Origin of the sequence: Microbacterium sp., from assembly GCF_051860965.1 — a bacterium.
Lineage (GTDB): Bacteria > Actinomycetota > Actinomycetes > Actinomycetales > Microbacteriaceae > Microbacterium.
The window spans coordinates 119,490-144,173 of record NZ_JBIMKU010000007.1 but is presented as its reverse complement, the minus strand read 5'-3'; the positions used below and the strand labels follow the sequence as shown (position 1 = coordinate 144,173).

Here is a 24,684-nt window from a genome sequence, read left to right as displayed (position 1 = left end):
TTCCGCGAGTATCGCCGACGCCACCTCGTCCTGAGGTCGGCGACACTCAGCCCCACCTCGAAGGAGCTGTCTCGATGAACACCGTCACCGCGCCCCGCCGGACCCTCCTCGGTCTCGCCGCCGTCGCCGCGTTCGGCCTCGCCCTCACGGGCTGCTCGGGCACCCCCGCCGACAGCGGATCCACCGACGCGGCGGGAGGTCCCGTCGAGGTCGCCGGCGTCACCATCCAGAAGGACGACGAGCTCGCCGCCATCGTGCCGCAGGCGGTCGCCGACCGGGGCACGCTCACGGCGATCCAGTTCGACAACGCGCCCGCCGACACCTTCCTCGGCGAGGACGACGTCATCACGGGATGGGGGCCGGACCTCGGCCGCGCGGTCGCAGCGCTGCTCGGACTCGAGTACGACGCCGAGGTGTCGGGAGCGTTCGACACCTTCATCCCCGGTATCGAGAACGGCCGCTACGACACGTCCTGGGCCTCGATCATCGTGACCCAGGAGCGCCTCGACGTCGTCGACATCGTCGCCGTCCACGAGAGCACGACGGGCGTCATCACGAAGGAGGGCGCCGGTCTGTCGATCAGCACGCCCGAGGATCTCTGCGGCCTGCGGGTGGGTGCACTGGCCGGCTCGGCATTCCTCATCCAGATGGAGGAGATCGTCGCGACGTGCGAGGACGCCGGCGAAGAGGCTCCCACGATCGACTCCTTCCCGCAGCAGGGGGCGGCTCAGCTCGCCGTGAGCTCCGACCGCATCGACGCGTTCATGACGGCGAAGGGTCAGCTCTCGTGGCTGCTCCGCGAGGACAGCAGCGCCGAGGGCTTCGAGATCCAGCCGCTCGACTACCAGCCGAACCTCGAGGGGATCGCCGTCAGCCGCGACTCCGAGATGACCGAGGTGATCACCGCCGCCATGAACAAGCTGATCGCTGACGGCTCGTACGAGAAGATCATGGGCTTCTGGGACATCGACTTCGGCCTCGTCGACGAAGCCGTCGCCAACCCCGACGTCTCCGACTGATCCCGGCAACGGGCATCTCGACGGCATGGCCACCGCATCGCCCGCTCGGGCGCACATGAGATCGACCGCTCTCGACGGGCGCACGGCGCTCGTCTTCGGAGCCGCCGGCGCGCGCGGCGTGTCCGTGGCGACGACCCTTGCGGACCTCGGTGCACGCGTGATCGTCGCCGATCCCGACGGCGACGCCCTCGAGGCGCACTACCTCGGTGACGGTCGCTTCGACATCCGTCCGTTCGCGGTGGTGTCGGGCCGCGACCTGGGTGGTCTCGCGTCGACGGTCGCCGTCGCCGACGTCCTCGTGCACTGCGCCGCCGTCGGCACGGGGCCGACGGCGCACGACCGCGACGGCGGCGTCTCCTCCTGTTTCGATGCGATCCGCAGCTTCGCCCCCGCGATGGCGGCACGGCGACGCGGATCGATCATCGCCATCTCGTCCCCGCGACCTACCTGTGCCGGTCGCGGGGACGGACCGACCTCGACCTCGCGCGAGCCCCTCCACCAGATGGTGGGGAGCCTCGCGACCGAGATGCGGTCCTCCGGCGTGCGGGTCAATGCGATCTCGCCGAGAGGAGTGGACCCGTCTGCCGCGGTGGCCTTCCTCGCCTCCGATGCGTCGGCGCACATCACCGGTGCGGTGCTCGCCATGGAGCCCGGCTGGTCCTCCCTCGAGCGGCTGGACGCCGGCCAGGACATGCCGGTGCCGGCCTCCGCCGTACGGACGCGCCCCCACAGGGATGCGTCGCACCGGGCGCTGCGGCCGCCTCTGATGTTCCCCGTCCGCCCGCACCCGGGCGAGTCCGTCACGAAAGAGCGCGTGCATGAGCAACGACGCGCCTGACGCACGCACGGCGCGGGGGCCGCTCACCGAGACGCTCCGGATCGGCGGCGACACCGGCGGCAAGCAGGCGCGCACCCGCGGCGGTCGTCGGATCGCAGGGCGCGTCGGCGGCTGGGTCCTCCGCATCGTCGTCGTCGTGTTCGTGCTCGAGATCATCTCGAAGTTCCTCACCGCCGACGCCATGCGCTGGGACGTCGTGGCGGAGTACCTCTTCAACCCCAAGGTGCTCGACGGCGTCGTGCTGACGCTCGTGCTCACCGCTGTCGCGATGATCCTCGGCTGCCTCATCGGCCTGATCCTGGCGCTCATGAAGATCTCGAGCAGCCTTCTGCTGAACGTCGCCGCGGACGGCTACATCTGGCTGTTCCGCGGCACTCCGCTGCTCGTGCAGCTGCTGTTCTGGTACAACCTCGCGAGCTTCATCCCGACGCTCTCCATCGGGATCCCGTTCGGTCCCCAGTTCGTCGAGGTCGACACGAACACCGTCATCACCTCGATGGTCGCGGCGATGCTCGGACTCGGGCTCAACGAGGGCGCGTACATGTCGGAGATCATCCGCGCCGGCATCCAGTCCGTCGACCAGGGTCAGGGGGAGGCGGCGGCCGCCCTCGGCATGTCCCGCCGACGAGCGATGCGCCGCATCGTGCTCCCTCAGGCGATGCGCGTGATCGTCCCGCCGACGGGCAATCAGGTCATCTCGATGCTCAAGGGCACGAGCCTCGTGAGCATCGTCGCGATCAGCGAGCTTCTGTACACCGTGCAGGTCATCTATGCCCGCACCTTCGAGACCATCCCGCTGCTGGTGGTCGCGTGCATCTGGTATCTGTTCCTCACGACGGTGCTCTCCATCGGGCAGCACTACATCGAGCGCTACTACGCCCGTGGTGCGACCCGGAACGTGCCCGACACATACCTGACGAAGCTCAAGAAGCTCATCGCGCGCACGACGCCGGCGACCTTCACCGCGAAGGAGACGCCCCGCACATGAGCACCGTCGTCGACCCGATCATCCGCATCGAGTCCGTCAGCAAGAGCTTCGGGCCTCTCGAGGTGCTGCACGACGTGGACCTGGAGGTGTTCCCGGGCGAAGTGGTCTGCATCATCGGCCCATCCGGCTCCGGCAAGTCGACGCTGCTGCGGTGCGTCAACCACCTCGAGCGACCCGACGGCGGGGTCGTGCGCCTCGCGGGCGAGATTGTCGGCGTGCGCGAGAGCCGAGGACAGCTCGTCGAGATCCCTCCCGCCGACCTGGCGCGCCAGCGCACCGAGATCGGCATGGTGTTCCAGAGCTTCAATCTCTTCGGCCACATGACGGTGCTCGAGAACATCATCGAGGCGCCGACCCAGGTGCTGGGCACCCCGCGTGCGGAAGCGCAGACCCACGCGAAGCAGCTGCTCGAGTGGGTCCGGCTCGAGGGCAAGGAGTCGACGTACCCGCGCCAGCTCTCGGGCGGTCAGCAGCAACGGGCCGCGATCGCCCGTGCGCTGGCCATGCGGCCCAAGGTCATGCTTTTCGACGAGCCGACGTCGGCGCTCGACCCCGAGACGGTGGGCGAGGTGCTGTCGGTCATGCGTCGGCTCGCCTCCGAGGGCCTCACGATGATCGTGGTCACGCACGAGATCGAGTTCGCACGCGAAGTGGCCGACCGGGTCGTGTTCATGGACGACGGTCGCATCGTCGAGGTGGGTGCCGCCGATCAGGTGCTGGACGCACCGCGCGAGGACCGCACGCGCCGCTTCCTCGCGCGCATCCTCAACACGCGAAGCGACGTCGAGGACTGACCGGCACGCTCCCGCCGGTCAGCGCTGAGCGCCCATGAGGGCGATGTCGGAGCTGATCTGCGCCGTGGTCTCGAGGAGCGGCGGAAGGCAGTTCGCGATGAGCTCCTCGACCGAGACGCGCGAGGTCGACACCGTGATGTTGACGGCGCTGATGTAGGCGCCCGTGCGCTTGTCGACGACCGGCGCGGCGATCGAGCGGGCACCCAGGTCGAGCTCCTGGTTGTTCAGCGCCCAGCCCTGTTCGCGCACCTCCGCGATGCGCTCGCGCAGCTCCTGCTCGTCGGTCACCGTCTGCGGCGTGAACTTCTCGCGCGGATACGTGCGGAAGAAGTGGTCGAGGTCTTCGGGGCTCATGGCCGAGAGCATGACGCGTCCGGTCGATGTGCAGAACGCCGGGATGCGGCGGCCGATGCTGACCCGCAGAGGCATCACGGATTCCGCCGCGGCGCGGGCGACGTAGACGATGTCGCCGTCGTCGTACTCGCACGCCGAACACGACTCGCCCAGTCGCGCCGAGAGCTTGCGCAGGTGGTCCTGCGTCACGTCGACGCTCGAGGATGACGAGAGGAACGCGTACCCGAGATCCAGGACGCGCGGGCGCAGGTAGAAGCGGTTCTGCTGCATCCCCACGTAGCCGAGCGTCTCGAGCGTCAGGAGCGATCGGCGCGCCGACGCACGGCTGAGTCCCGCGATGCGCGCGACGTCGGCGAGCGTGAGCATCGTGCGCTCGTCGGAGAAGGCCCGGATGACCGCGAGTCCCCTCGACAGTGATTGGACGAATTCGCCCGAGGGCTGCCGGTGCTCTTCGGCGGTCATGTCGTGCTCCCTCAGGAGTGTTCGCGGCGTTGCAGGGTCGTCTCACCTTACTGAGGAGTGTGCGCATGTCGAACGATCGACACAGTTCAGCGGATGTACGACGCTCCGTTCACGTCGATCGTCGCCCCGCTGAGGTGCCGCGTCCGACCGCTCGCGAGCAGAGCGACGAGCTCGGCGATCTCGTCGGGGGGAACCATCTCCCGCATCGCGAGCGTCTGGAGGAACGCATCCCGCCCCCCGCGGTCGGCGCCGGCCGACGCCGACATCTGCGTGTCCACGACGCCCGGTGCGATGAGGTACGCGTACACGCTCCTCGTCGCGTAGGCACGTGCGATCGTCTTGATCGCGGCGGCGGTCGCAGCCTTGGATGCCGCGTACACGGCGAGATTGGCGTTTCCCGCGCCGCGCTGCGCGGCCCAGCTGCTCAACCCGACGATCGATCCACCACCAGCGTCCAGGAAGTGCGCCACAGCCCGTCGCAGGAGGGTGAGCTGACTGCGGGTGTTCACCTGCAGCGCCTCGTCCAGTGCGGCGTCCCAGACATCGTCGGGCGCGTCGAGCTCCGCCTTCGGCATGACAGCGGCATTGAGCACGACGACATCGATGCGATCGGTCCACGCGGTCGCGGCCTGCCACAGTTCGGCGGCGCCGGCGGGCGACGACAGGTCCGCGCGGACGAGGTGCGCCATCCCGGCCGGGAAGCCGGCGGTCGCGGCGCGTGCGCCGTCCGCGGAGGAGCGGTAATGCGCGATGACACGCGCGCCCGTCGGCGCGAGACGCTCGACGATCGCGCGCCCGATGCCCGCGGATGCTCCGGTGACGAGGACCGTCCGATCGGCGAGCTCATTCATGCGCGCGCCCGGGGCATGCGGTGGGTGCAGAATCCATGGAGGGCCTCCTCGGGTGTCGGTCGCACATGTCGCGTCGACCCAGCTCAGCATACGCGGTAGTGTTCGTTCTGCGGCGGTACGTTCGTATCGCGAACGGCTCGCTCGCGGAGGGCACATCGTCCACCGTTCCGACCCAGCGATGAGGAGAGCGCATGAGGGTGACGTCCCCCGGCATCGGTTCCCCCGACGAATCCGGATCCCTGAGCTACGAGGGGCGCGCTGTTCCGGTCGCGGCCTCCGACACCGTCGCGGCGGCGATGATCGCGGGGGGCGAGCTCGGCAATCGTCGCACCGACGCCGGGGATCTGCGCGGCGTGTGGTGCGGCATGGGCGTCTGTCACGAGTGCGCCGTGACCATCGACCATCGCGAAGGAGAGCTCGCGTGCGTCACCCCCGCGCGGGCGGGGCAGGTCATCGAGACCCAGGCGTCCCGACGCCGTGTGCCCACCGGCGCGCCAGCTGCGCGCCCCGAGTCCGCGCTGACGCCCGACGTGCTGGTGGTGGGAGCGGGCCCCGCAGGACTGGCGGCCGCCCGCGACCTCGCGGGCGACGGGCTCGAGGTGCTCGTGATCGACGAGCGCAAGAAGCTCGGCGGACAGTACTACAAGCAGCCCGATCCGGCTCTGCCGATCGAGGAGGACCGCCTCGACGGCCAGTACACGGCGGGTCGACGGCTCATCGACGCCGCGCGTCGCGCGGGGGCGGGAATGCTGCTCGGGGCATCCGTCTGGGCCGCGTTCGAGCCCGATCGACTGCTGGTGCGCTCCGAGACGGAACGCTGGATCATCCGCCCCCGCCGCGTCGTGCTCGCCACGGGTGCCTACGAACGCGGAGTGCCGCTTCCCGGCTGGACCCTCCCGGGTGTCATGACGACCGGTGCGGGGCAGAGCCTCCTGCGTTCGTATCAGGTCGCTCCCGGATCCCGGGTGCTCGTCGCCGGCAACGGCCCGCTCAACATCCAGCTCGCGGCGGAGTTGGCCAAGGCGGGCGTCGAGATCGTGGCCCTCGTCGAGGCGGCAGCCTTCCTGTCTCCGACACGCGCCGCCGCCGGGCTGCGCATGGGGTGGAACGCGCCCGGGCTCACGCGCGACGGCGTCGGCTACCTGGCGGCCCTCGCACGACGTCGCGTGCCCCTCCTCAGCGCCTCCGTCGTCGAGTCGCTCGACGGAGATCCGCAGCGCGGAGTCGAGCGGGCGACGATCGCGCGGCTCGACGTGGACGGGTGCGCAACGGGTCGGCGCCGCACGTTCGACGTCGATGCGGTGTGCCTCGGCTACGGATTCCTGCCGAGCAACGACCTCGCGCGCAGTCTCGGATGTCGGCATGAGTACGATCCCGCGCGCGGAGCGCTGCGGACGGCGACCGACGACACCGGGCGCACCTCGGTGCCGACTGTGTGGGTCATCGGAGACTCCGGGGGTGTGCGCGGCGCGAAGTACGCGCAGGTGCAGGGGGCGCTCGCCGCCGCCGCCGTCATCGCGGATCTCCGGGATCGCCCTGCGGCGATCGATCCGCGCATCGTGCGCGCCGCGCGGCGTCACCTCTCCTTCCAGGACGGCGTCAACGCCCTCTTCGCCGCGCCCGCGCTCACCGACCAGCTCGCCGAGCCGAGCACCGTCGTGTGCCGGTGCGAGGGCGTCACGCACGGCGATCTCGTGCAGTCCATGACCGAGGGGGTCTCCTCGCCCGGCGCCGTCAAGCGGGTCACGCGCGCGGGGATGGGCAAGTGCCAGGGGCGCTACTGCGGACCCGTGCTCGTCGAGATGGAGGCCCGCCTGCAGGGCGCGCCGGTCTCGGAACGGTCGGGTTTCGCACCGCAGGCGCCGGTGAAGCCCGTGCCGCTCGGCGACGTCGCCGCTCCCTGAGCCCGGTCGTCCCGGCTAGAACCTGTCGGGGGCGAACGGCGCCAGGTCGCGACCCGGGTCCCTGCCCTGGACGAGATCGCTCAGCACGCGTCCCATGAGCGGCGAGGCGGTGAACCCCATGTAGGGGTAGAAGCCGAGCCACACTCCCGGATGGCCCGGGACGGCGCCGATGATCGGACTGTGGTCGGGGGTGCCGTTGCCGATCCCCACCCAGGTGCGCAGCAGTGCCACGTCGGCGATCGACGGGGCGATCCGTATCGCCATCGCGAGGTTGGCACGGAGCGATTCGGGGTTCACGACCCACTCGCCGGCGGAGTTCCGGCGAGCCGGCCACCCGCCGCCGATGAGCAGCGTGCCCGACTGCGCCTGCTTGAACGTCAGCTTGCCGCCGGCGTAGTAGACGAGGTGCGAGACCATCGGGTCCACGCGCTCGGTGACGCTGACCTGGACGGCGGCGCTCGAGATCGGCAGCTCGAGGCCGAAGTGACGACCGAGGCCCGGCATCCCGTCGCCGCCGGTGAGCACGACCTGCCGGGCACGCACATCACCCCGGGGGGTGCGCAGGATGTGCACGCCGTTCTCTTCGCGGAATCCCTCGACAGGGGTGCGCGGCATCAGGACCGCGCCCTGCGCCGCCGCCCGACGCGCGAACGCCGGAGCGACGAGCAGAGGATTCGCCTTGCCCTCGATGGGGCAGAGCTCGCCGCCGACGACGTCGTCCGTGATCCACGGCGCGAGCTCCTTGACGTCTGCGGCCGTCAGCATGCGACTGTCGATGCCCACGCTGTTCTCGAAGGCGACCTTGCGCTCGATCGCCGGCAGCTGGCGCTCGTCGTCGGCGATGAGCAGGCCCCCCTTCTTGCCGACCTGCAGATCGGTGCCGAGCTCTTCGCTCAGGTCGTCCCAGATCTCGAGGGAGTCGGCGAGGAAGCGCAGCGCCGGGAGCCACGCCCGTGCCCAGCCGTCGCCTTCTTCGAGGAAGGGCTCGTGCTGGATCTGCCCATGGAGGCTTCCGGCGTTGCGGCCGGACGCCTCGGTGTTCATGTCGTGGCGCTCCAGGAGTGCCACGGTGCGGCCCTCCGCGCTCAGGTGGTATGCCGTGGCGGCGCCGCTCGCGCCGCCGCCGACGACGGCCACGTCGAAGATCTCGTCGCCGATCTTCCGATTCATCATGTGCACACCGTATCCTGGTGTTCACAATACGTACATCTGTGCGCAGAGAGGTCATCCATGAGTGAGAAGTTCTCCGGTTCCTACACCGTCGCGGTCACGCCGTTCACCGACGACCTGAGCGCGATCGACGTCGATCGGCTCAAGGCCTTCCTGGACTGGCAGCTGGCGGAGGGTGTTCCCGGGATCATCATGCTCGGAACCACGGGCGAGTTCCTCTCCGTCACGCCCGAAGAGCGTCGGCTCCTCATCCGCGAGACCGTCAGCCACATCGACGGGCGGATCCCGGTGCTGGTCGGGACGGCCGACGCGTCGACGACCAAGGCGGTCGCGCAGAGCGTGGAAGCGCGCGACCTCGGCGCTGACGGGCTCATGATCATCTCTCCGTACTACTACACGCCGACCGACGACGAGATCTACCGGTACTTCGAGGCGATCGTCGGGGCGCAGGATCTACCGATCATGCTCTACAACAACCCGGTCACCTCGAACGTCGACCTCAGCGCCGAGCTCGTCGCCCGCTTGGCGAAGGACTTCGCGACGATCTCGTACATCAAGGAGTCCTCGCAGGACATCGCTCGCGTGCGCGATGTGATCGACCTCGCGGGCGACGACATCACCGTGTACGCGGGCGAGCGGGTCGTCGACTCGTTCCTGCTCGGCGCCGAGGGCTACGTCAATCCGTACGGGAACTACATCCCCCGCGCGTCGGCGGGGATCTGGCGGCTGCTCGAGACCGGGCGCATCGACGATGCGCGGCGGATCGACGGTCTGATCAAGGAGTTCGACGCGATCATCGCCGAGGGCCACCCGACCTACGGGCACCAGTGCTACTCGAAGCGCCTCGCCGCGCGCGCGGGGTATCCCGTCGGCACGGTTCGACCGCCGCTCACGACGTTCGCGCAGCTCGGTGCCGAGGGCGAGGAGCGCCTCGCGCGCATCGGCGCGGTGATCGACGAACTCGACGGCGTGACACGTGATCTGGGTCTGTGAGGATCCGGACGCGCCGTCGACTCACACGCAAGGAAATGATGCGAGATCGTGATCGAATGTAAGTTTCAGTTCCATCACAACCTCCCAAAACATACTGGTAACACAGCAATACTTTTCATGTGATAATCACCCGATAGGGTTCCGTACAACGAGGTGAGGAGACCCATGCCCGACCATGCCCAGACGTCATCCGACGCCGAATGGCTCCGTCGTGCCGTCTACGAGATGTACGACGCGTACCTGACGTCGGACCGCGCTCGGGCCGACAGTTACATCGCCGACGACGTCACGATCTGGGACACCGAGCACGAGCCCCTCGTCCACGGTCTGACCGGCCTCGATGCGCTGCGCGACGCGCGGCCGGCCGGCAGCGTCGCATCCGTCGCCGGCATCGATGTGACCGACCCGGTGGTGGATGTCTGGGGCGACATCGCCCTCGTGCGGCACACGTTCGCCGTGCGATTCGTCGACCCCGCCGCGGCTCCCGAGCGCGTCCGCAACACCGCTGTCTGGCAGCGTCGCGACGGCCGCTGGCTCGTCGTCCACAATCACGAAGACGTCCTTCCCGAACACCCGAACACCCCCATCACCGAGAAAGAGGATCCACAGTGAAGCGATCTGTGAAACTGGTCGGCGCGGCAGCCGTCATCGCCGTGTCCGCCCTCATCATGAGTGCCTGTTCCGCGCCCGCGAGCGAGGAGTCGGGTGCGCCCGGCGGTGAGTCCCTCGTCATCGACAAGTCCTTCGACCTCGTGACGGCGGACCCCGCGCGCATGTTCGAGACGACCGGCGGCATCGTGCTGCACGCGGTCTACGACAGCCTGCTGACGTTCGCCGACGGCAACGCCGAGGAGCCGCTCCCGAGCGTCGCCTCGGAGTGGACCGTCAACGACGATGCGACCGAGTACACCTTCACGATCCGCGACGGCATCACGTTCTCGGACGGCACGCCGCTCACCTCGGCGGACGTCGTGTTCTCGCTCGACCGCGTCAAGAACGTGCAGGGCAACGGCTCGTTCCTCATGTCGGGCCTGTCGGTCGACGCCCCCGACGAGAAGACCGTCGTCATCACCTCCGAAGAGCCCAACACCGCCATCCCCGCCATCGTGACGAGCCCCACGCTCGGCATCGTCAACAGCGCGCTGGTCAAGGAGAACGGCGGCACCGACGCCGAAGGCGCCGCGGACAGCGACACCGCGGAGTCCTTCCTCAACGAGACGTCGGCCGGCAGCGGCCCGTACATGCTCGAGTCCTTCGACACCACCACCGAGACCGTCCTGGTCGCAAACCCCGAGTACTGGGGCGACGCGCCGAAGTACGACCGCGTCGTGCTGCGCAACGCCACCGCCGAGGCGCAGCTGATGGACGTCCAGAGCGGAACCGCCGACGTCGCTCTCGACCTCGGATCGGATCAGATCGCGGGCCTCAGCGGCGACGTGGTCGTGAGCACCTCGCAGTCGCCCACGATCTTCTTCCTGTTCCTCAACGCCAACCCCGAGGTGTCCCAGGTGACGTCGACGGCCGACTTCCGCGAGGCGGTCAAGTACGGTCTCGACTTCGACGGCATCCTCGAGCTCGCCGGCGACGGCGCCGAGCGCGCCTACGGCATCGTGCCCTCGTCGTACCTCGGTGCGCTCGGGCCCGACGCGGCGGTCGAGCGCGACCTCGACCGTGCCAAGGCGGCGGCGGCCCGCGCCGGCAGCAACCTGACGGCGGACCTCGAGTACGCGAGCGACTTCTCGAGCAACGGTCTCTCGATGGGCCCGTTCGCCGAGCGCATCGCGGCGCAGCTGGCCGAGGTCGGCATCACGGTCAACCTCAAGCCCGGTCCGATCGCGACCACGCTCGAGAGCTACCGCGCCGGCACCGAGCAGATGGGCCTGTGGCTGTGGAACCCGGACTACCCGGACTCGGCCGACTACCTGGCCTTCGGCCCGGGTGAGATCGTCGGTCTGCGCGCGGGCTGGGCGGCAGGTTCCGACCCCGAGCTCGAAGCGGTCATGGCCGAGGTCTCGACCGAGACCGACGCCGCTGCCCGCGAGGCGCTGTACCAGCAGTTCCAGGAGCTCCACAACGAGGCGGGCGTCATCCTCCCGCTGTTCCAGCCCGCGGCCTCGGTCGTCGCCTCCACCGCCGTCGGCGAAGTGAAGTACGACCCGGTATTCTCGCTGGACATCGCGGCCATCGGCCGCTGATCGCACGACGCACCGCCCCGAGGGGAACGTCTCCCTCGGGGCGGTGCGCATCCTCCCCATCCTTCTCCGACAGATCCGAGGTGACGCGTGGCGCTCTTCATCGCCAAGCGCTTGGGCGCGGCCGTGCTGCTGGTCATCGGCACCGTGCTGGTCGCGTTCGCCCTGACCGCGATCCTCCCGGGCGACGCCGCGACGGCGCGTCTCGGTGAGCGTGCCGCCGCCGACCCCGAGCTGGTCGCCGCGATGCGCGAGCGGCTGGGCCTCGACCGGCCGCTCTACGAGCAGTTCTTCCTCTACCTCGGGGGCCTGTTCCGCGGCGATCTGGGCGAGTCGACGCAGACGGCGCGACCCGTGCTGACCGACCTTCAGCTGTTCGGTCCCGCATCGGCGGAGCTGGCCCTCGCAGCCACCCTCATCGCCGTCGTCGTCGGCGGCGGCCTCGGCATCGTCGCCGCGCTGCGGGCCAACGGCCACCTCGACAACGTCCTGCGGGCCGTCAGCCTCGGCGGTGTCTCGGTCCCGATCTTCTGGTTCGCCCTCATCGCCACGGCGATCTTCTCGACTCAGCTCGGGTGGTTCCCGTCATCCGGTCGCCTCGATGCCGGCGCCATCCCGCCACCCCGCGTGACGGGCTTCTACACGATCGACTCGCTCCTCGCCGGCAACCTGCCGCTCTTCGTGGAGGCGGTGGATCACCTGATCCTCCCCGCGATCGTGCTGTCCGCCCCGATGGTCGGCCTGCTGATGCGCTTCACGCGGGCCTCGGTGCTCGACGTGCTGGGCCAGGAGTACATCCGTGCTGCCGAGGCGAAAGGCCTCAGCAGCAACCAGGTCGTCTTCGGGCATGTCCTGCGCGGCGCCCTCGTGCCGGTGATCACGGTGGTCGGCACCGCATTCGCCTCGCTCCTGGCCGGCACGGTGCTGGTCGAGCAGATCTTCGCGTGGCCGGGAATCGGGTCGTACGCCTATCGGGCGGCATCCACTCTCGACCTCGCCGCCATCGTGGGAGTGACGATCTTCGTCGCCCTCATCTACATCTTCGTGAACCTCGTGACAGACATCCTGTACGGGGTCATCGACCCGAGGATCCGACGCGCATGAGCACGACAGAGAAGGCCCTCGACACGGTCGACCCGATCGCATCCACCGATGGTCGACGCTGGATGCCGCGGTGGCGGCTCCCGGCCGCGTGGCGGCGCCCGCTCGCCGTCGTCGGCATCGTGATCATCGTGTTCTGGGTCATCGTGATCATCTTCGCCCCGTGGCTGGCGCCGTACGATCCCCTCGCCCAGGACTCGCCGCGCTTCCTCCCTCCGTCGCCCGAGCACTGGTTCGGCACCGACGGCGTGGGCCGCGACGTGCTGTCGCGGGTGATCTACGGCTCGCGCATCAGCATCCCGATCGCCGTGATGCTCGTGGCGCTCTCGCTCGTGGTCGGTGCGACCGTGGGCGCCATCGCGGGCTATTTCGGCGGCGCCGTGGATGCCGTCATCATGCGCATCGTCGATCTCTTCTTCGCCTTCCCGGCGATCATCCTGGCGATGGCCGTGTCGGCGGCGCTCGGACCCTCGCTCGTCAACGCCGTGCTCGCGATCGTCGTCGTGTCGTGGCCCGCGTACGCGCGCGTCACGAGATCGCTCGTGATCGGCCTGCGCGACAGCAACTTCATCGCGGCATCCCGTCTCATCGGCGCGTCGTCGATCCGCACGCTCGGCCGCGACATCGCTCCCAACATCCTCGGTCCGATCGCGGTCATCTCGACCCTCGAGCTCGGCAACGCGATCCTGCTGCTGAGCGGCCTGAGCTATCTCGGCCTCGGCGCCGTGCCCCCGACCCCCGAGTGGGGCGCGATGGTCTCGGAGGGCTCACGCGTCTTCTACAACTACTGGGTCGCCCTGTTCCCGGGTCTGGCGATCCTGAGCGTCGTGCTCGCGTTCAACTTCATCGGCGACTCGCTGCGCGACGCCCTCGACCCCCGCACGTCACGCGCCGTGCAGGCGATGGAGCTGTGATGGCCGCGCTTCTCGACATCCGCGATCTGCGCATCCAGCTCGGCGGCAGAGCCCTCGTCGACGGCGTCGACATCACCGTCGCCCCGGGCGAGGTGGTGGGGCTCGCCGGAGAGAGCGGCAGCGGCAAGACCCTGACCGCGCTGACGTCCCTCGGCTTCGTGCCCGACCACGCCACCGTGTCCGGCGTCGTGGACTTCGACGGCCGCGACGTCCTCGCGCTGAGCAAGCGCGAGCTGAAGGCCCTGCGGGGCGACCGGGTCGCGATGGTGTTCCAGGATCCGATGACGGCCCTGCATCCCATGCTCACGATCGAGCGGCAGCTCACCGAGCACCAGCGGGTGCACGGCACCATGAGCCGCAGGCAGGCACGCGATCGCGCGATCGAGCTGCTGGATCGGGTTCGCATCCCCGATCCGAAGACCGCCATCACGTCGTACCCGCACCGCTTCTCGGGCGGCATGCGCCAGCGCATCGCGATCGCCTCGGCACTCGCCTGCGAGCCCGAGCTGCTCATCGCCGACGAGGTGACGACCGCCCTCGACGTCACGGTGCAGGCGGGCATCCTGAACCTGCTGCAGAGCCTGCGCGTCGAGCTCGGCATGGCGATGCTCTTCATCACGCACGATCTGGCCGTCATGAACGTCGTGTCGGACCGCCTCTACATCATGCGCTCGGGCAAGGTCGTCGAGTCGGGCCCGTCGCGCGATGTGCTGGCCGACCCGCAGCACGAGTACACGCGCGCGCTGGTCGATGCGCTGCCCGACACGGAGGTGGCGAAGTGACGGCTCTCCAGGTGGAAGACGCGGTCGTCGAGTACAAGGTGCCGGGACGCCCGGCCGTCCGCGCCGTCGGGGGAGTGTCTCTGCACGTCGACGCCGGCGAAGTGCTGGGTCTGGTCGGAGAGTCCGGCTGCGGCAAGTCATCGCTGGGTCGCGCGATCGTGGGGCTCAATCCCCTCGACTCCGGCCGTGTGCTCGTCGACGGACGCGAGATCGCGCCGCTCGGCCGCCGCGCACGCCCGGTGGCCGACCGCGCCGTGCAGATGGTGTTCCAGGACCCGTACTCGTCGCTCAACCCGCGCCGTCGGATCGGCCGTCAGATCCAGGACGCCGTGGCCGGCCGGGGCGGGTCGGCGCGCGTGCAGGAGCTCCTCCAGGCGGTGGGCCTGCCGGCCGTCGCCGCCAACCGCTTCCCGCACCAGTTCTCCGGCGGCCAGCGGCAGCGCATCGCGATCGCCCGTGCGCTCGCATCCGATCCGACGGTGATCGTGGCCGATGAGCCGGTGTCCGCTCTGGACGCCTCGACGCGCCTGCAGGTCGCGGGACTGCTGTCCGATACGGCGGTCTCGCGCGGCGCGGCGCTGCTCATGATCTCGCACGACCTGTCGGGGCTGAGGGTCATCGCCGACCGCATCGCCGTGATGTACTTCGGACGCATCGTCGAGGTGGGGCCCACCGAGGCGATCTGGACCGATCCGCGGCATCCGTACACCCGGACCCTCATCCAGGCGATCCCGCGACTCGGACGCGATGCACCCATGCCGTCGGAGCCCGGACGCCGCGAGCCGGTGGTCGTGAGCGATGAGGACGCGCGCCTCGTGGAGTGCGCGCCCGGACACTACGTGGCCGCAGAGGCGCTCGTCGCCTCGTGAGCCCGCAGACGCAGAAGAGGAGACCGGGTACATGGCAGTCGTGACGTCGTTCGAGACGCGAGGGGATGCCGAGCTGCGCGATCTGCGCCTCGTCGACGTCGAGGACGGCGTCGTGCGCTCGGGGCTCGCGATCCGCGTGCGCGCCGGGATCATCGAGTCGATCGCCTCGGACGACGAGCCCGCGCGCGGCGACCTCCCCGTACTCGGGATGGGGGGCGCTTTCGTGTCTCCGGGACTCATCAACATGCACACCCACTTCTCACTCTCGCTGCCGGGTCCCGTCGGCGAAGAGCTCGAGGCGATGGATGCCGCGGGCATCGCGCTCTACATGGCCGACGGTGCACGCCGTACGCTGCTCAACGGCATCACGACGGTCCGCTGCGTCGCCGAGAAGGCGCACGCGGACTTCGCCCTGCGCCGCGCGATCGAGGGCGGCTGGGTGCAGGGACCGCGCATCTACACGGCGGGGCGCGCGCTCGCCTGCACGGGAGGTCACGGCCACGGGTCGGACGACACGATGGAGTGCGACGGGGCGGACGACTTCGCGCGCGGGGTGCGCACGCAGATCCGCGCGGGCGCCGACCTCATCAAGCTCATGATCTCCGGCGGTATCGCGGGCGAGCACGAGACGATCTCGACGCCTCAGCTCACGTCCGCCGAGATGGATGCGGCGATCTCGACGGCGCACGCGTGGGGTCGCAAGGTCACCGCGCACGCCGGACCGGCCGGTGTCATCGCGGAAGCCGTGCGCCTCGGTCTGGACTGCGTCGAGCACGGCTACGAGCTCACGCCCGAGGTGTGCCGCGCGATGGCCGAGGCCGGCACGGCGCTCGTGCCGACGCTGATCGTCACGCGGTCGGGGCCGTTCTTCGACGAGCTCGGCGTCCCCGCGTGGATGCAGGAGCGCTCGCTCGGGGCGGGGGAGCGTCACATCGCGTCCTACCGCATGGCGCTGGAGGCGGGTGTGGAGGTGCTGCTCGGCAGCGACATGCCGCCGTTCTGGCCTTTCGAGGGCACGTCGGCCGCAGTGCGCGAGCTCGAGCACATGCACGCCTTCGGCCTCGACGCCGCCGCGACGCTTCGCGCGGGAACCCTCGCGCCGGCCCGGTGGCTCGGGATCGATGCGCACGCCGGAAGTGTCGCCGAAGGCAAGTGGGCCGATCTGATCGCTCTGCCGGAGGACCCGCTCGCGTCCCCGTCCGCGCTGCGCAGCCTGGACTTCGTGATGCAGGGCGGCGTCGTCGTCCGCGACGACGGGCGGGTGCAGCGATGACCGCCGCCGATGGCGACATGGAGCTTTACGACCTGTGCGTGGTGGTGGATCGCATCGAGGGCCGGTCCGTCTGCGGCATGAGTGCCGGCGACCGGTTCACCGTGACCGGGAGCAACGAGCTGCGGATCCCGGGCGACAAGCACTTCTGCATGTACGCGCTCGCCGCGGCACTGCCTCTGCTGGCCGCCAAGCAGCGCGCGCTGCCGCCGGGCGACTGGCTCGAACGCGACAGCGAGGTGGCCTGCCCCGATCCCGAGGAGCGCCTCGTGATGCGGATCGAGCGAACGGGCACGTCGCGCATGAACTCGGCGGATCTCACGTGACCGGACCCTCGACCCGCGTTCCCGTCACGCTGGGCCTGCAGACCGACAAGCCGCGCGGCGCCTACGCCGAGCTGGCGGTCCTCGCCGAGGACCTGGGGTTCTCGGGAGTGAGCGTCTTCTCGGATCTGCTCTACCAGTCGTCGATCGTCCCGCTCATCGAGATGGCGTGGGCGACCGATCGCATCCGCCTCGGCTGCGCCTGCTGGAATCCGTTCACGCTGTCGCCGTACGAGATCGCCAACCAGGCGGCGCTCCTCGACGCGCACAGCGGGGGCCGCGCGTACGTCGGACTCGCGCGAGGCTCGTGGCTCGACGCGGTGGGTCTTCGACCGACGCGACCGCTCGCGCACCTGCGCGATGCCGTGGGCGTCATCGATGCGCTCCTCGCCGGCGAGGGCGCGGGCTACGAGGGCGAGCAGTTCCGGCTCGACCAGGGTGTGCGGCTGGTCTCCCCCTCGCGTCGGCTTCCCCTCCTCATCGGATCCTGGGGGCCCCGGGGAGCGGCGCTCGCGGGCGAGTTCGCCGACGAGATCAAGCTCGGCGGCTGTGCGAATCCCGCGATGATCGCCGTCACGAGGGAGCGTCTGCGCGTCGGCGCCGACCGCGCCGGGCGGAGCGTGGACGACATCGGCGTGGTGGTCGGAGCGGTCACCGTCATCGATCGGGATCGCAGGATCGCGCGGAGCCTCGCGCGCCGGGAGGTGGCGATGTACCTCGACGTGATCGCCGAGCTCGACCCCACGGTGGAGCTGCCGGGTGATCTCCTGCCGACCATCCGAGAGCGCCTGCGCGAGGGGCGCGAGGATGCCGGCGAGATCATCCCGGACGACGTGCTCGACCTGTTCGCCTTCGCCGGCGACCCCGATGACATCGCTGCGCAGGCGCAGCGCCTCATCGATGCGGGGGTGGACCGCATCGAATTCGGCACACCGCACGGCGTCGACGAGGCCGAGGGCATCGCGCTGCTCGGGCGCGAGGTGCTGCCGCGGCTGACCGACCCGCCCGGAGCGCCGCTCTCGGGCGCGTGAGAAGTTCTGGACACGAGCGTCCCTGCGCCGATGCGCGCGACGCGGAGAGAGGTATCGAAGGATGACGATGACGAGCGTGCTCGACGGCACCGCGCCCGTGCGGCCAGAGGATCTCGAAGAGATCTGGACGCCCACGGCTGTGCTCTGGGAGCCGGGGAGGCGGCGGGTGCTGGTGACGCAGTCGCGCCCGGACTCGACCGCGAACGCGTACGTCAGCAGCCTGTGCCTGCACGCGACGGCCGAGGGCGATGCGGGTGAGCCGGTCGTCCTCGACAGCGGCCCCGGCGTGCGACTGGCGAGGTTCGCGCCCGAGGGCGGCGCCCTCGCCTGGGTCGCGGCGCGCGACGGCGGCAGCGTCATCCGCATGCTGTCGGGCGAGGCCGCCATCGACGGCGTGCGCGACATCGCGGAGCTGCCGGATGCGGTCGAGGAGCTGGCGTGGTCGCCCGAGGGGGCGAGCCTGGCGGTGGTCGCGCGCGTGCCCGTCGATCGCGCGTGGTTCGCGACGCCCGTGGATCGCCGCGCACCGCTGCGGCTCACGACCCTGCGCTCGTCGGCGGACGGCATCGGCTGGACGGTCAACAACCGGCGGCAGATCTTCATCGTCGACGTCGCTTCCGGCGACGTGCGATGCGTGAGCGACGGCACCGCCGACGACCACGACGTGGCCTGGACGGTCGATGGCGCGCACCTGCTCTTCACGTCGCAGCGCCAGCCCGACTGGGATCTGACCGAGGCGAATGCGCTGCACCGCCTCGATCCGGCGAGCGGTGCGCTCCAGACGCTCACCGACACGACGCGCGAGATCATCCGGCCGGTGCCCTCGCCCGACGGCACGCGGGTCGCCGCGATCGCGGTCGACATCGCCCACTACCCGAGCAGCGCGTTCCCCGCGCTGATCGATCTGACGTCGGGAGAGGTGACGGATCTGCGCGGCGTCCTCGATCGCGACCTCACGCCGGGATCGCTCGCGTGGGTCTCTCCCGACGCCTTCGTCGCGCTCGCAGGGAGCGAGGGTCGCATCGACGTCGTCGAGATCACCTGCGCGCCGGGCCGTCCCGCGTCGGTCCGCACCCTTCTGACCGGTCCGCGCCAGATCACGGCGTTCGACTCGTCGGAGGGTCGATGGGTCGCCGTCGAGTCCGCGCCGTCGACCCCGCCGCGCGTGATCGTCGCAGACGATGCGGGCGGTGAGAGGGTGCTGCACGACCCGAACGCCGCGTACCGGGATCGGCATCGCCTCCCGGACGCCCACCACGTCCCCGTCGACATCGACGGCACCCGGGTCGATGCGTGGATCGCGCTGCCCGATGGCGAGGGCCCGCATCCCCTCATCGTGTGGCTGCAGGGCGGCGGCACGCAGTACGGCTATCAGTGGTCGCACGAGGTGCACACCCTGCTCAGCGACGGCTACGCCGTGGCCTGGATGAATCCCCGCGGCTCGGCGGGATACGGGACGGCGTGGATGAAGGTCAACGCGGCGCCGGGCGCCGACGAGCCGGGTCAGGGGTGGGGCAATCGTGATCTCGACGACATCGTCGCCGTCGTGGACCACCTGCTGGCTGGTCATCCGATCGATGCCCCACGGGTCGGTGTCATGGGTGGTTCCTACGGCGGGATGATGACCGCGTTCCTGCTCGCCCGAACCGATCTGTTCGCCGCGGGGTGGGCCGAGCGCGGCTGCTACAACCTCTTCAGCGACGCCGCGACGAAGGACGAGGCTCCCTGGTTCTTCGAGAAGTACCTCGGCGTCTCGCACCTCGAGGATGCGGCCCCGTACTGGGACGCATCGCCCCTCAAGTACGTCCACGGCATCACGGCACCGCTCGCGATCGTGCACTCCGAGGAGGATCGCCGGTGCGCGATCCAGCAGGCCGAGGAGCTGTTCTTCGCCCTCCGCGTGCTCGGGCGCCCGGCGGAGTTCATCCGCTTCCCGGGGGAGGGGCACTCGCTGACCCGCGAGGGCACCCCCGTCCACCGGCGCCAGCGCGGCGAGATCCTTCTCGAATGGTTCGGTGAGACATTGTCGGGGTAGGTCGCGACCTGGTCGCCGCAAGCGGCCCGACCGTATGCTCAATCGAACCCCGCGAGGGCCCGCACATCCTTCCCACGACGATCAGGAGACGGCATGGCAAGTTCTGAATCCGACGGCGAGCGCCCGCCCGCCCGCCCCCTGCGCTCTCCGATGTCGAACATGACACGCGAGGTCGAGAAGCCCCGCCCGGTCGTCGAGCTCGACGAGATCGACCGCAAGCTGCTCTTCCTCCTCGCCGACGATCCCCGTGCGTCGCAACGCCAGCTCGCGCGCGAGGTCGGCATGTCACCGCCCGCGGTGGGCGAGCGGATCGCGCGTCTCGAGCGGCAACGCGTCATCCGCGGGTACACGACCATCGTGGACTGGTCGGCTCTCGGCTATCCCGGCCTGGTCTACATCCCGATGACGCTCGCGACCGATGCCGTCCTGTCGGAGATCCTGACCGAGCTCCGCGACATCGCCGAACTCACCGAGCTCGTGGTCGTGACGGGCAGCTTCGACATGATCGCGCGGTTCCGCATCCGCGATCACGCGCACCTGCAGGCCCTCCTGCTCGACCGCATCTGGCCGATCCGAGGTCTGCAGCGCATCGAGACGTTCCTGAGCCTCGGCGAGGTCGTGCGCGAACGAAGCGTTCGCGAGCTGCTCGAGGGCTCGCTCACCATCGAGCCCGATTCCGACGACGACGAGTGATCTGCCGCGGCATCTGCCGAAGGCGTATTTCACATGGCGAATGTCAGCTTTCTTTGCTCTCTTCTTTTCGTTAGACAGTTTTCGCTTAGAATCTGATTACATTCAGCGCCAGTGAGGCTCGTGTTGCGCGCCGGACGCCGAATGCCGGAAGGATCGCTGTGCCCCACGCCTCGCTGGCTGCTTCGCACCTGCCCCACTCGGGGATCCGCGAGATCGTCGACCTCGCGCTGACGTCGACGCATCCGATCGTCCGCCTCGAGATCGGCGAGCCCGACTTCGCGACGCCGAGCCACATCACGGAGGCGGCGTTCGACGCCGCCCGCGTCCGCGTCTCGTACGTGCAGACGGCGGGGGTGCCGGCGCTGAGGGCCGCGGTCGGCGAACGGATCGAGCGAGCCTACGGAGTCGCCGCACCGCTCGACCAGGTGCTGATCACCCATGGGGCCGTCCAGGCGATCGATGCGATCCTCTCGGCCGTCGTCGCGCCCGGCGACGAAGTGCTCGTACCCGATCCCGCGTGGCCGAACTACGAGATGCAGACGACGCTCATCGGCGCTGCTCCGATCCACTACACGCTCCGCCCCGACGATGACTTCCAACCCGATCTCGAGGAGATCCGCTCGCTCATCACCCCCCGCACGAGGGTCATCGTGCTCAACTCGCCCAACAATCCGACCGGTGCGGTCATGCGACCGGAACTGGTCGCGGGGATCGTCGCGCTCGCCGTCGAGCACGACCTGCTCGTCGTCAGCGACGAGGTCTACGACGAGATCGTCTTCGACGGCGCCCACGTGAATGCGGCGGCCCTCGCCCCCGATCACGTCGCATCGGTGTTCAGCTTCTCGAAGACCTATGCGATGACCGGATGGCGGGTCGGCTACACGCTCGTTCCCGCGTGGCTCGCCGACACCGTCACCCGCATCCTCGAGCTCGAGTCCTCTTGCGTGTCGAGCGTGACGCAGGCCGCCGCCCTCGCCGCCATCACCGGCCCGCAGGATTCCGTGGCGCACATGCGCGATGCCTATCGCGATCGGCGCGACGTCGCGGTCGGCGTTCTCGAGGGAGCCGGCGTCGAGATCGTCCGGCCCCGGGGTGCGTTCTACCTCATGCTCCCGCTCCCCGACGGCACCGACTCCCGACTGGCTGCTCTCGACCTCGTCTCGGCCGGGGTCTCGTTCGCGCCGGGGTCGGCCTTCGGCCGCGCGACCCCCCACCACCTGCGGGTCTCACTCGCCTCCTCGACCGACTCGATCCGCGAGGGGCTGGAGCGCTTCCTCGCCTGGCGGGATGCGGGCGCGCTGTCGCATGTCGCCTCCGCGGTGGGGGAGCCCGTGCGATGAGCGTGCGATTCAGTCTCCGCGTCAACAACGACCTCGACCTGCCGGCGCTGACCGCCCTCGCCGTGGCCGCCGAAGGCGCGGGGATCGATCAGCTCTGGGTGTCCAACGACCTCATGCTGCGGTCGGCACCGGCCCTGCTCGGCGCGCTGTTCCAGAAGACCACCCGTCTGCAGCTCGGGATCGGGATCATGAACCCGTACTCGGTGCACCCCGCCGAACTGGCGATGATCGCAGCGACCCTGCAGGAGATGTCGGGAGGACGCTTCCTGCTCGGCCTCGGAGCGGGCTCGGGCGAATTCCTCTCGTGGATCGGCGTCGAGCAGGAGAAGCCTCTCACCGGCACGCGCACCGCACTCCGCGCCATCCGGGCACTGCTCGCGGGCGAGCGCCCCGCCGACGCGCCGGGCGCCGGCGACGGCTGGACGCGGGACGCCTACCTGCGCCTGCCGCCCACCCGTGTGCCGATCTACATCGGGGCGATGAGCCCGCGCATGCTGGCGTTCGCCGGTGCCGAGGCGGACGGCGTACTAGCCCTTCTCTTCCCTCCCGAGCACTACTCGACCGCGTCGCAGCTCGTCGCGGACGGCGCCGCAGCGGCCGGACGCGACCCGGGCGATCTCGACATGCCTGCCTGCGTATGGCTCGCTCTCGACGAAGACCGCGCCGCGGCGGATCGCGCCCTGGCCCTCAAGCTCGCGTACTACGGCGCGGCCTTCTCGCCGTATCTGCTCGCACGGGCAGGTCTGACGACGGAAGACTTCTCGCCGGCACTCGATGCGCTGCGCGAGGGGGACGAGGACGCCGCCGTCCGTGCGATCACGCCGCAGATGCTCTCGCTGGGCATCTCGGGGGATCCGGATGCCGTCGTCGCGCGCTGCCGCGAGCTGCTGCGGCGCGGAGCCACCCACCTGTCGTTCGGCCCGCCCCTCGGGCCCGACCCCGTCGCCGCGATCGAGATGCTCGGCCGGCGTGTGCTTCCCGATGTGAGGAGATCCGCATGACGACCACCGACCTCATCGCCCTTTCGGACGACATCGCACGCTGGGCGAAGTCGGCCGCGTTCCGGTCGTCCGACGACATCCCCCGCATCCGCCGCTCTCCGGAGTGGCTGCCCGAGTTCACTCCGGCATCGATCGACGAACGCCGGGTCGAGCTCGCACGCTTCCGTGAGCGCCTCGCCGCCGTCTCCGTGACGGAGGGCGACGTCGCCGCAGCCGTCGACGCGCGCCTGCTCGGCTCTGTGCTCGACCGGGTGGAATGGGACCTCGATGTGCTGCGCAACTGGGAGCGCGATGCCGTGTTCCTCGTGGGGCAGATCCTCGGCCCGTGGTTCGACCTGCTGCTGCCGCTGCCGCCGTACTCGGCGGACGTCGAGCGCGGACTCGTCGTCGTCGCGCGGTCGATCCCCGAGAGGGTCCGAGTCGCCCGCGACAACCTCTCCCGCGCCGGTGTCGGCGACCTGGCACGCGCCGCGTCGCTCGAACTCGTCGACATCGACGCGCGGTTCGCCGCATCCGTCGCCGCCCTCCAGGGCGTGGTCTCGTCCGACACTCTCGACGAGCTGACGGCCGCTGCGCCGGCCGCGGGGGAGGCCCTCGCCGGATTCGCCACGTGGCTGAAGGTCGAGGCAGGAGATTTCGCGCCGTCGCAGCCCGTGGGGCGCGACCGCTTCGTATGGTTCCTGCGCCACGTCGCCCTCATCGCCGACGAGCCCGAGGACCTCGTGCGCGCGGCGCTGCAGGACTACCGGCGCGCCGTGGTCGCCGAAGTCGTCACCCGCAATCGCTTCCGCGACGTCCCGCCCGCTCCGCTGGCGACGAGCATCGAGGCCCAGGTCGCGCGTCAGGCGGAGCAGGAGGCCGAGGTGCGGGCGTTCTCCGAGACCGAGGGACTCCTCTCGCAGCCCGACACCCTGCAGCGCTACCACGTGGCGCCGATGCCCGCTTATCTCGAGCCGCTGCGGTTCCTGGGCGTGTCGGACGACCTCACCGACGAGGATCGCCTCGATGTCGACGGCGTCTCGTACATGCCCGATCCCCAGCCCGAGCTGCCCTACTTCTACGCCGCGAACGCGCGCGACCCGCGTCTGGGCATCATCCACGAGGGTGCGCACTACAAGCAGCTCGCACTCTCGTGGGCCAATCCCGACCCGATCCGCCGCCGGTACATCGACTCCGTCGCGAACGAGGGCATCGCCTTCTACAACGAGGAGCTCATGCTGCTCGCGGGGCTCTTCGACGACGCTCCGCACTCGCAGGAGGTCGTGCACAACTTCAATCGGCTCCGCAGCCTGCGGGTCGTGGTCGACGTCAGCCTCGCGACCGGCGCGTTCACGCTCGAGGAGGCGATCGACTTCTTCGTGCGGCTCGTGCCGATGGACGTCGAGACCGCGCGGGAGGAGTGCGCGATGTACCTGGCCACCCCCGGACTGGCCATGTCGTACCACGTCGGCAAGCAGCAGCTGCTCCGTCTCGTCACCGACGCCGTCGTCTCGCAGGGCGAGGCGTTCTCGCTGCGGGCGCTCCACGACCGCATCTGGCAGAACGGCAACGTGCCCTTCTCGCTGCAGCGCTGGGAGATCCTCGGCGACCGCACGGATCTCGACGTGATCGACGGCTACGACGGAGTCCTGACGCCGCGCTGACGCCTCCCACCCGCCGCGATCGTGATCGTCTCGAAATCATTTGATAGGTCTTGATAGGGTTAGGCTTGTCAAAGCGAAACTCCACACGATGTCGTGAGGTTGTTTCGTCAGTTATGT

The 24,684-nt window shown here is 69.9% G+C and carries 23 protein-coding genes; 20 read left to right on the top strand and 3 right to left on the bottom strand.

The genetic code is table 11. The annotated features are described in order from the left end of the window. Window positions 1-74: 74 nt before the first annotated feature. The 4 genes from ACTIFV_RS14495 to ACTIFV_RS14480 are packed head-to-tail and all read left to right on the top strand — an operon-like array spanning window position 75 to window position 3,639. Window positions 75-1,019 carry a transporter substrate-binding domain-containing protein gene (locus ACTIFV_RS14495; protein WP_439593501.1) on the top strand — a complete coding sequence of 315 codons (945 nt, stop codon included), beginning with the start codon at window positions 75-77 and terminating at the stop codon, window positions 1,017-1,019. A gap of 55 nt (window positions 1,020-1,074) precedes the next feature. Beyond that, the gene (locus ACTIFV_RS14490; protein ID WP_439593500.1) at window positions 1,075-1,857 is read left to right on the top strand and encodes an SDR family NAD(P)-dependent oxidoreductase; all 783 of its coding nucleotides are present in this window, start codon (window positions 1,075-1,077) and stop codon (window positions 1,855-1,857) included. Beyond that, complete coding sequence (locus tag ACTIFV_RS14485) at window positions 1,838-2,845, top strand: amino acid ABC transporter permease (RefSeq protein WP_439593499.1); 1,008 nt, start codon at window positions 1,838-1,840, stop codon at window positions 2,843-2,845. Before ACTIFV_RS14490 ends, ACTIFV_RS14485 begins: the two co-directional genes overlap by 20 nt. After that, complete coding sequence (locus tag ACTIFV_RS14480; protein WP_439593498.1) at window positions 2,842-3,639, top strand: amino acid ABC transporter ATP-binding protein; 798 nt, start codon at window positions 2,842-2,844, stop codon at window positions 3,637-3,639. The genes ACTIFV_RS14485 and ACTIFV_RS14480 overlap by 4 nt, the downstream gene beginning before the upstream one ends. A gap of 18 nt (window positions 3,640-3,657) precedes the next feature. On the opposite strand, the gene ACTIFV_RS14475 is transcribed toward ACTIFV_RS14480, so the two are convergent. After that, window positions 3,658-4,455, bottom strand: a complete 798-nt coding sequence (locus ACTIFV_RS14475) for an IclR family transcriptional regulator domain-containing protein (protein WP_439593497.1) — start codon at window positions 4,453-4,455, stop codon at window positions 3,658-3,660. Between the two features lie 86 nt (window positions 4,456-4,541). After that, window positions 4,542-5,306 carry an SDR family NAD(P)-dependent oxidoreductase gene (locus ACTIFV_RS14470; RefSeq protein WP_439593496.1) on the bottom strand — a complete coding sequence of 255 codons (765 nt, stop codon included), beginning with the start codon at window positions 5,304-5,306 and terminating at the stop codon, window positions 4,542-4,544. A 191-nt stretch (window positions 5,307-5,497) separates the two neighbouring features. Between ACTIFV_RS14470 and ACTIFV_RS14465 the strand changes: the two genes are divergently transcribed. After that, window positions 5,498-7,210 (top strand): FAD-dependent oxidoreductase, encoded by a 1,713-nt coding sequence (locus ACTIFV_RS14465; protein ID WP_439593495.1) that lies wholly within the window; start codon window positions 5,498-5,500, stop codon window positions 7,208-7,210. 15 nt (window positions 7,211-7,225) lie between these two features. Here ACTIFV_RS14465 and ACTIFV_RS14460 read toward each other — a convergent pair whose 3' ends face one another. Next, window positions 7,226-8,383, bottom strand: coding sequence for an NAD(P)/FAD-dependent oxidoreductase (locus ACTIFV_RS14460; RefSeq protein ID WP_439593494.1), 1,158 nt, complete (start codon window positions 8,381-8,383; stop codon window positions 7,226-7,228). Between the two features lie 57 nt (window positions 8,384-8,440). On the opposite strand from ACTIFV_RS14460, the gene ACTIFV_RS14455 reads away from it, so the two are divergent. The 15 genes from ACTIFV_RS14455 (at window position 8,441) to ACTIFV_RS14385 (ending at window position 24,567) form a co-directional block, all read left to right on the top strand. Then, window positions 8,441-9,373 (top strand): dihydrodipicolinate synthase family protein, encoded by a 933-nt coding sequence (locus tag ACTIFV_RS14455; RefSeq protein ID WP_439593493.1) that lies wholly within the window; start codon window positions 8,441-8,443, stop codon window positions 9,371-9,373. Between the two features lie 165 nt (window positions 9,374-9,538). After that, window positions 9,539-9,985 carry a YybH family protein gene (locus ACTIFV_RS14450; RefSeq protein ID WP_439593492.1) on the top strand — a complete coding sequence of 149 codons (447 nt, stop codon included), beginning with the start codon at window positions 9,539-9,541 and terminating at the stop codon, window positions 9,983-9,985. Beyond that, window positions 9,982-11,568, top strand: a complete 1,587-nt coding sequence (locus ACTIFV_RS14445) for an ABC transporter substrate-binding protein (RefSeq protein WP_439593491.1) — start codon at window positions 9,982-9,984, stop codon at window positions 11,566-11,568. The genes ACTIFV_RS14450 and ACTIFV_RS14445 overlap by 4 nt, the downstream gene beginning before the upstream one ends. An 87-nt stretch (window positions 11,569-11,655) precedes the next feature. Next, on the top strand, window positions 11,656-12,669 hold the full coding sequence (locus ACTIFV_RS14440) for an ABC transporter permease (RefSeq protein WP_439593490.1): 1,014 nt from the start codon (window positions 11,656-11,658) through the stop codon (window positions 12,667-12,669). Beyond that, entirely contained in the window at window positions 12,666-13,580 is a 915-nt protein-coding gene (locus tag ACTIFV_RS14435; RefSeq protein ID WP_439593489.1) for an ABC transporter permease, read from the top strand. Before ACTIFV_RS14440 ends, ACTIFV_RS14435 begins: the two co-directional genes overlap by 4 nt. Further along, complete coding sequence (locus ACTIFV_RS14430; protein WP_439593488.1) at window positions 13,580-14,362, top strand: ABC transporter ATP-binding protein; 783 nt, start codon at window positions 13,580-13,582, stop codon at window positions 14,360-14,362. The genes ACTIFV_RS14435 and ACTIFV_RS14430 overlap by 1 nt, the downstream gene beginning before the upstream one ends. Then, window positions 14,359-15,231 carry an ABC transporter ATP-binding protein gene (locus ACTIFV_RS14425; RefSeq protein WP_439593487.1) on the top strand — a complete coding sequence of 291 codons (873 nt, stop codon included), beginning with the start codon at window positions 14,359-14,361 and terminating at the stop codon, window positions 15,229-15,231. The genes ACTIFV_RS14430 and ACTIFV_RS14425 overlap by 4 nt, the downstream gene beginning before the upstream one ends. Window positions 15,232-15,262: 31 nt before the next feature. After that, the gene (locus tag ACTIFV_RS14420; protein ID WP_439593486.1) at window positions 15,263-16,504 is read left to right on the top strand and encodes an amidohydrolase family protein; all 1,242 of its coding nucleotides are present in this window, start codon (window positions 15,263-15,265) and stop codon (window positions 16,502-16,504) included. Continuing rightward, on the top strand, window positions 16,501-16,827 hold the full coding sequence (locus ACTIFV_RS14415) for a TIGR04076 family protein (protein WP_439593485.1): 327 nt from the start codon (window positions 16,501-16,503) through the stop codon (window positions 16,825-16,827). Before ACTIFV_RS14420 ends, ACTIFV_RS14415 begins: the two co-directional genes overlap by 4 nt. Continuing rightward, window positions 16,824-17,855 (top strand): LLM class flavin-dependent oxidoreductase, encoded by a 1,032-nt coding sequence (locus ACTIFV_RS14410; protein WP_439593484.1) that lies wholly within the window; start codon window positions 16,824-16,826, stop codon window positions 17,853-17,855. The genes ACTIFV_RS14415 and ACTIFV_RS14410 overlap by 4 nt, the downstream gene beginning before the upstream one ends. A 67-nt stretch (window positions 17,856-17,922) precedes the next feature. Beyond that, entirely contained in the window at window positions 17,923-19,890 is a 1,968-nt protein-coding gene (locus tag ACTIFV_RS14405; protein ID WP_439593483.1) for a prolyl oligopeptidase family serine peptidase, read from the top strand. A 93-nt stretch (window positions 19,891-19,983) separates the two neighbouring features. Further along, window positions 19,984-20,583, top strand: a complete 600-nt coding sequence (locus ACTIFV_RS14400; RefSeq protein ID WP_439593482.1) for an Lrp/AsnC family transcriptional regulator — start codon at window positions 19,984-19,986, stop codon at window positions 20,581-20,583. A 158-nt stretch (window positions 20,584-20,741) separates the two neighbouring features. Then, window positions 20,742-21,923, top strand: coding sequence for a pyridoxal phosphate-dependent aminotransferase (locus tag ACTIFV_RS14395; protein ID WP_439593481.1), 1,182 nt, complete (start codon window positions 20,742-20,744; stop codon window positions 21,921-21,923). Beyond that, window positions 21,920-22,924, top strand: coding sequence for an LLM class flavin-dependent oxidoreductase (locus ACTIFV_RS14390; protein WP_439593480.1), 1,005 nt, complete (start codon window positions 21,920-21,922; stop codon window positions 22,922-22,924). The genes ACTIFV_RS14395 and ACTIFV_RS14390 overlap by 4 nt, the downstream gene beginning before the upstream one ends. After that, window positions 22,921-24,567 carry a DUF885 family protein gene (locus tag ACTIFV_RS14385; protein WP_439593479.1) on the top strand — a complete coding sequence of 549 codons (1,647 nt, stop codon included), beginning with the start codon at window positions 22,921-22,923 and terminating at the stop codon, window positions 24,565-24,567. The genes ACTIFV_RS14390 and ACTIFV_RS14385 overlap by 4 nt, the downstream gene beginning before the upstream one ends. The last annotated feature ends 117 nt before the right edge of the window (window positions 24,568-24,684 follow it).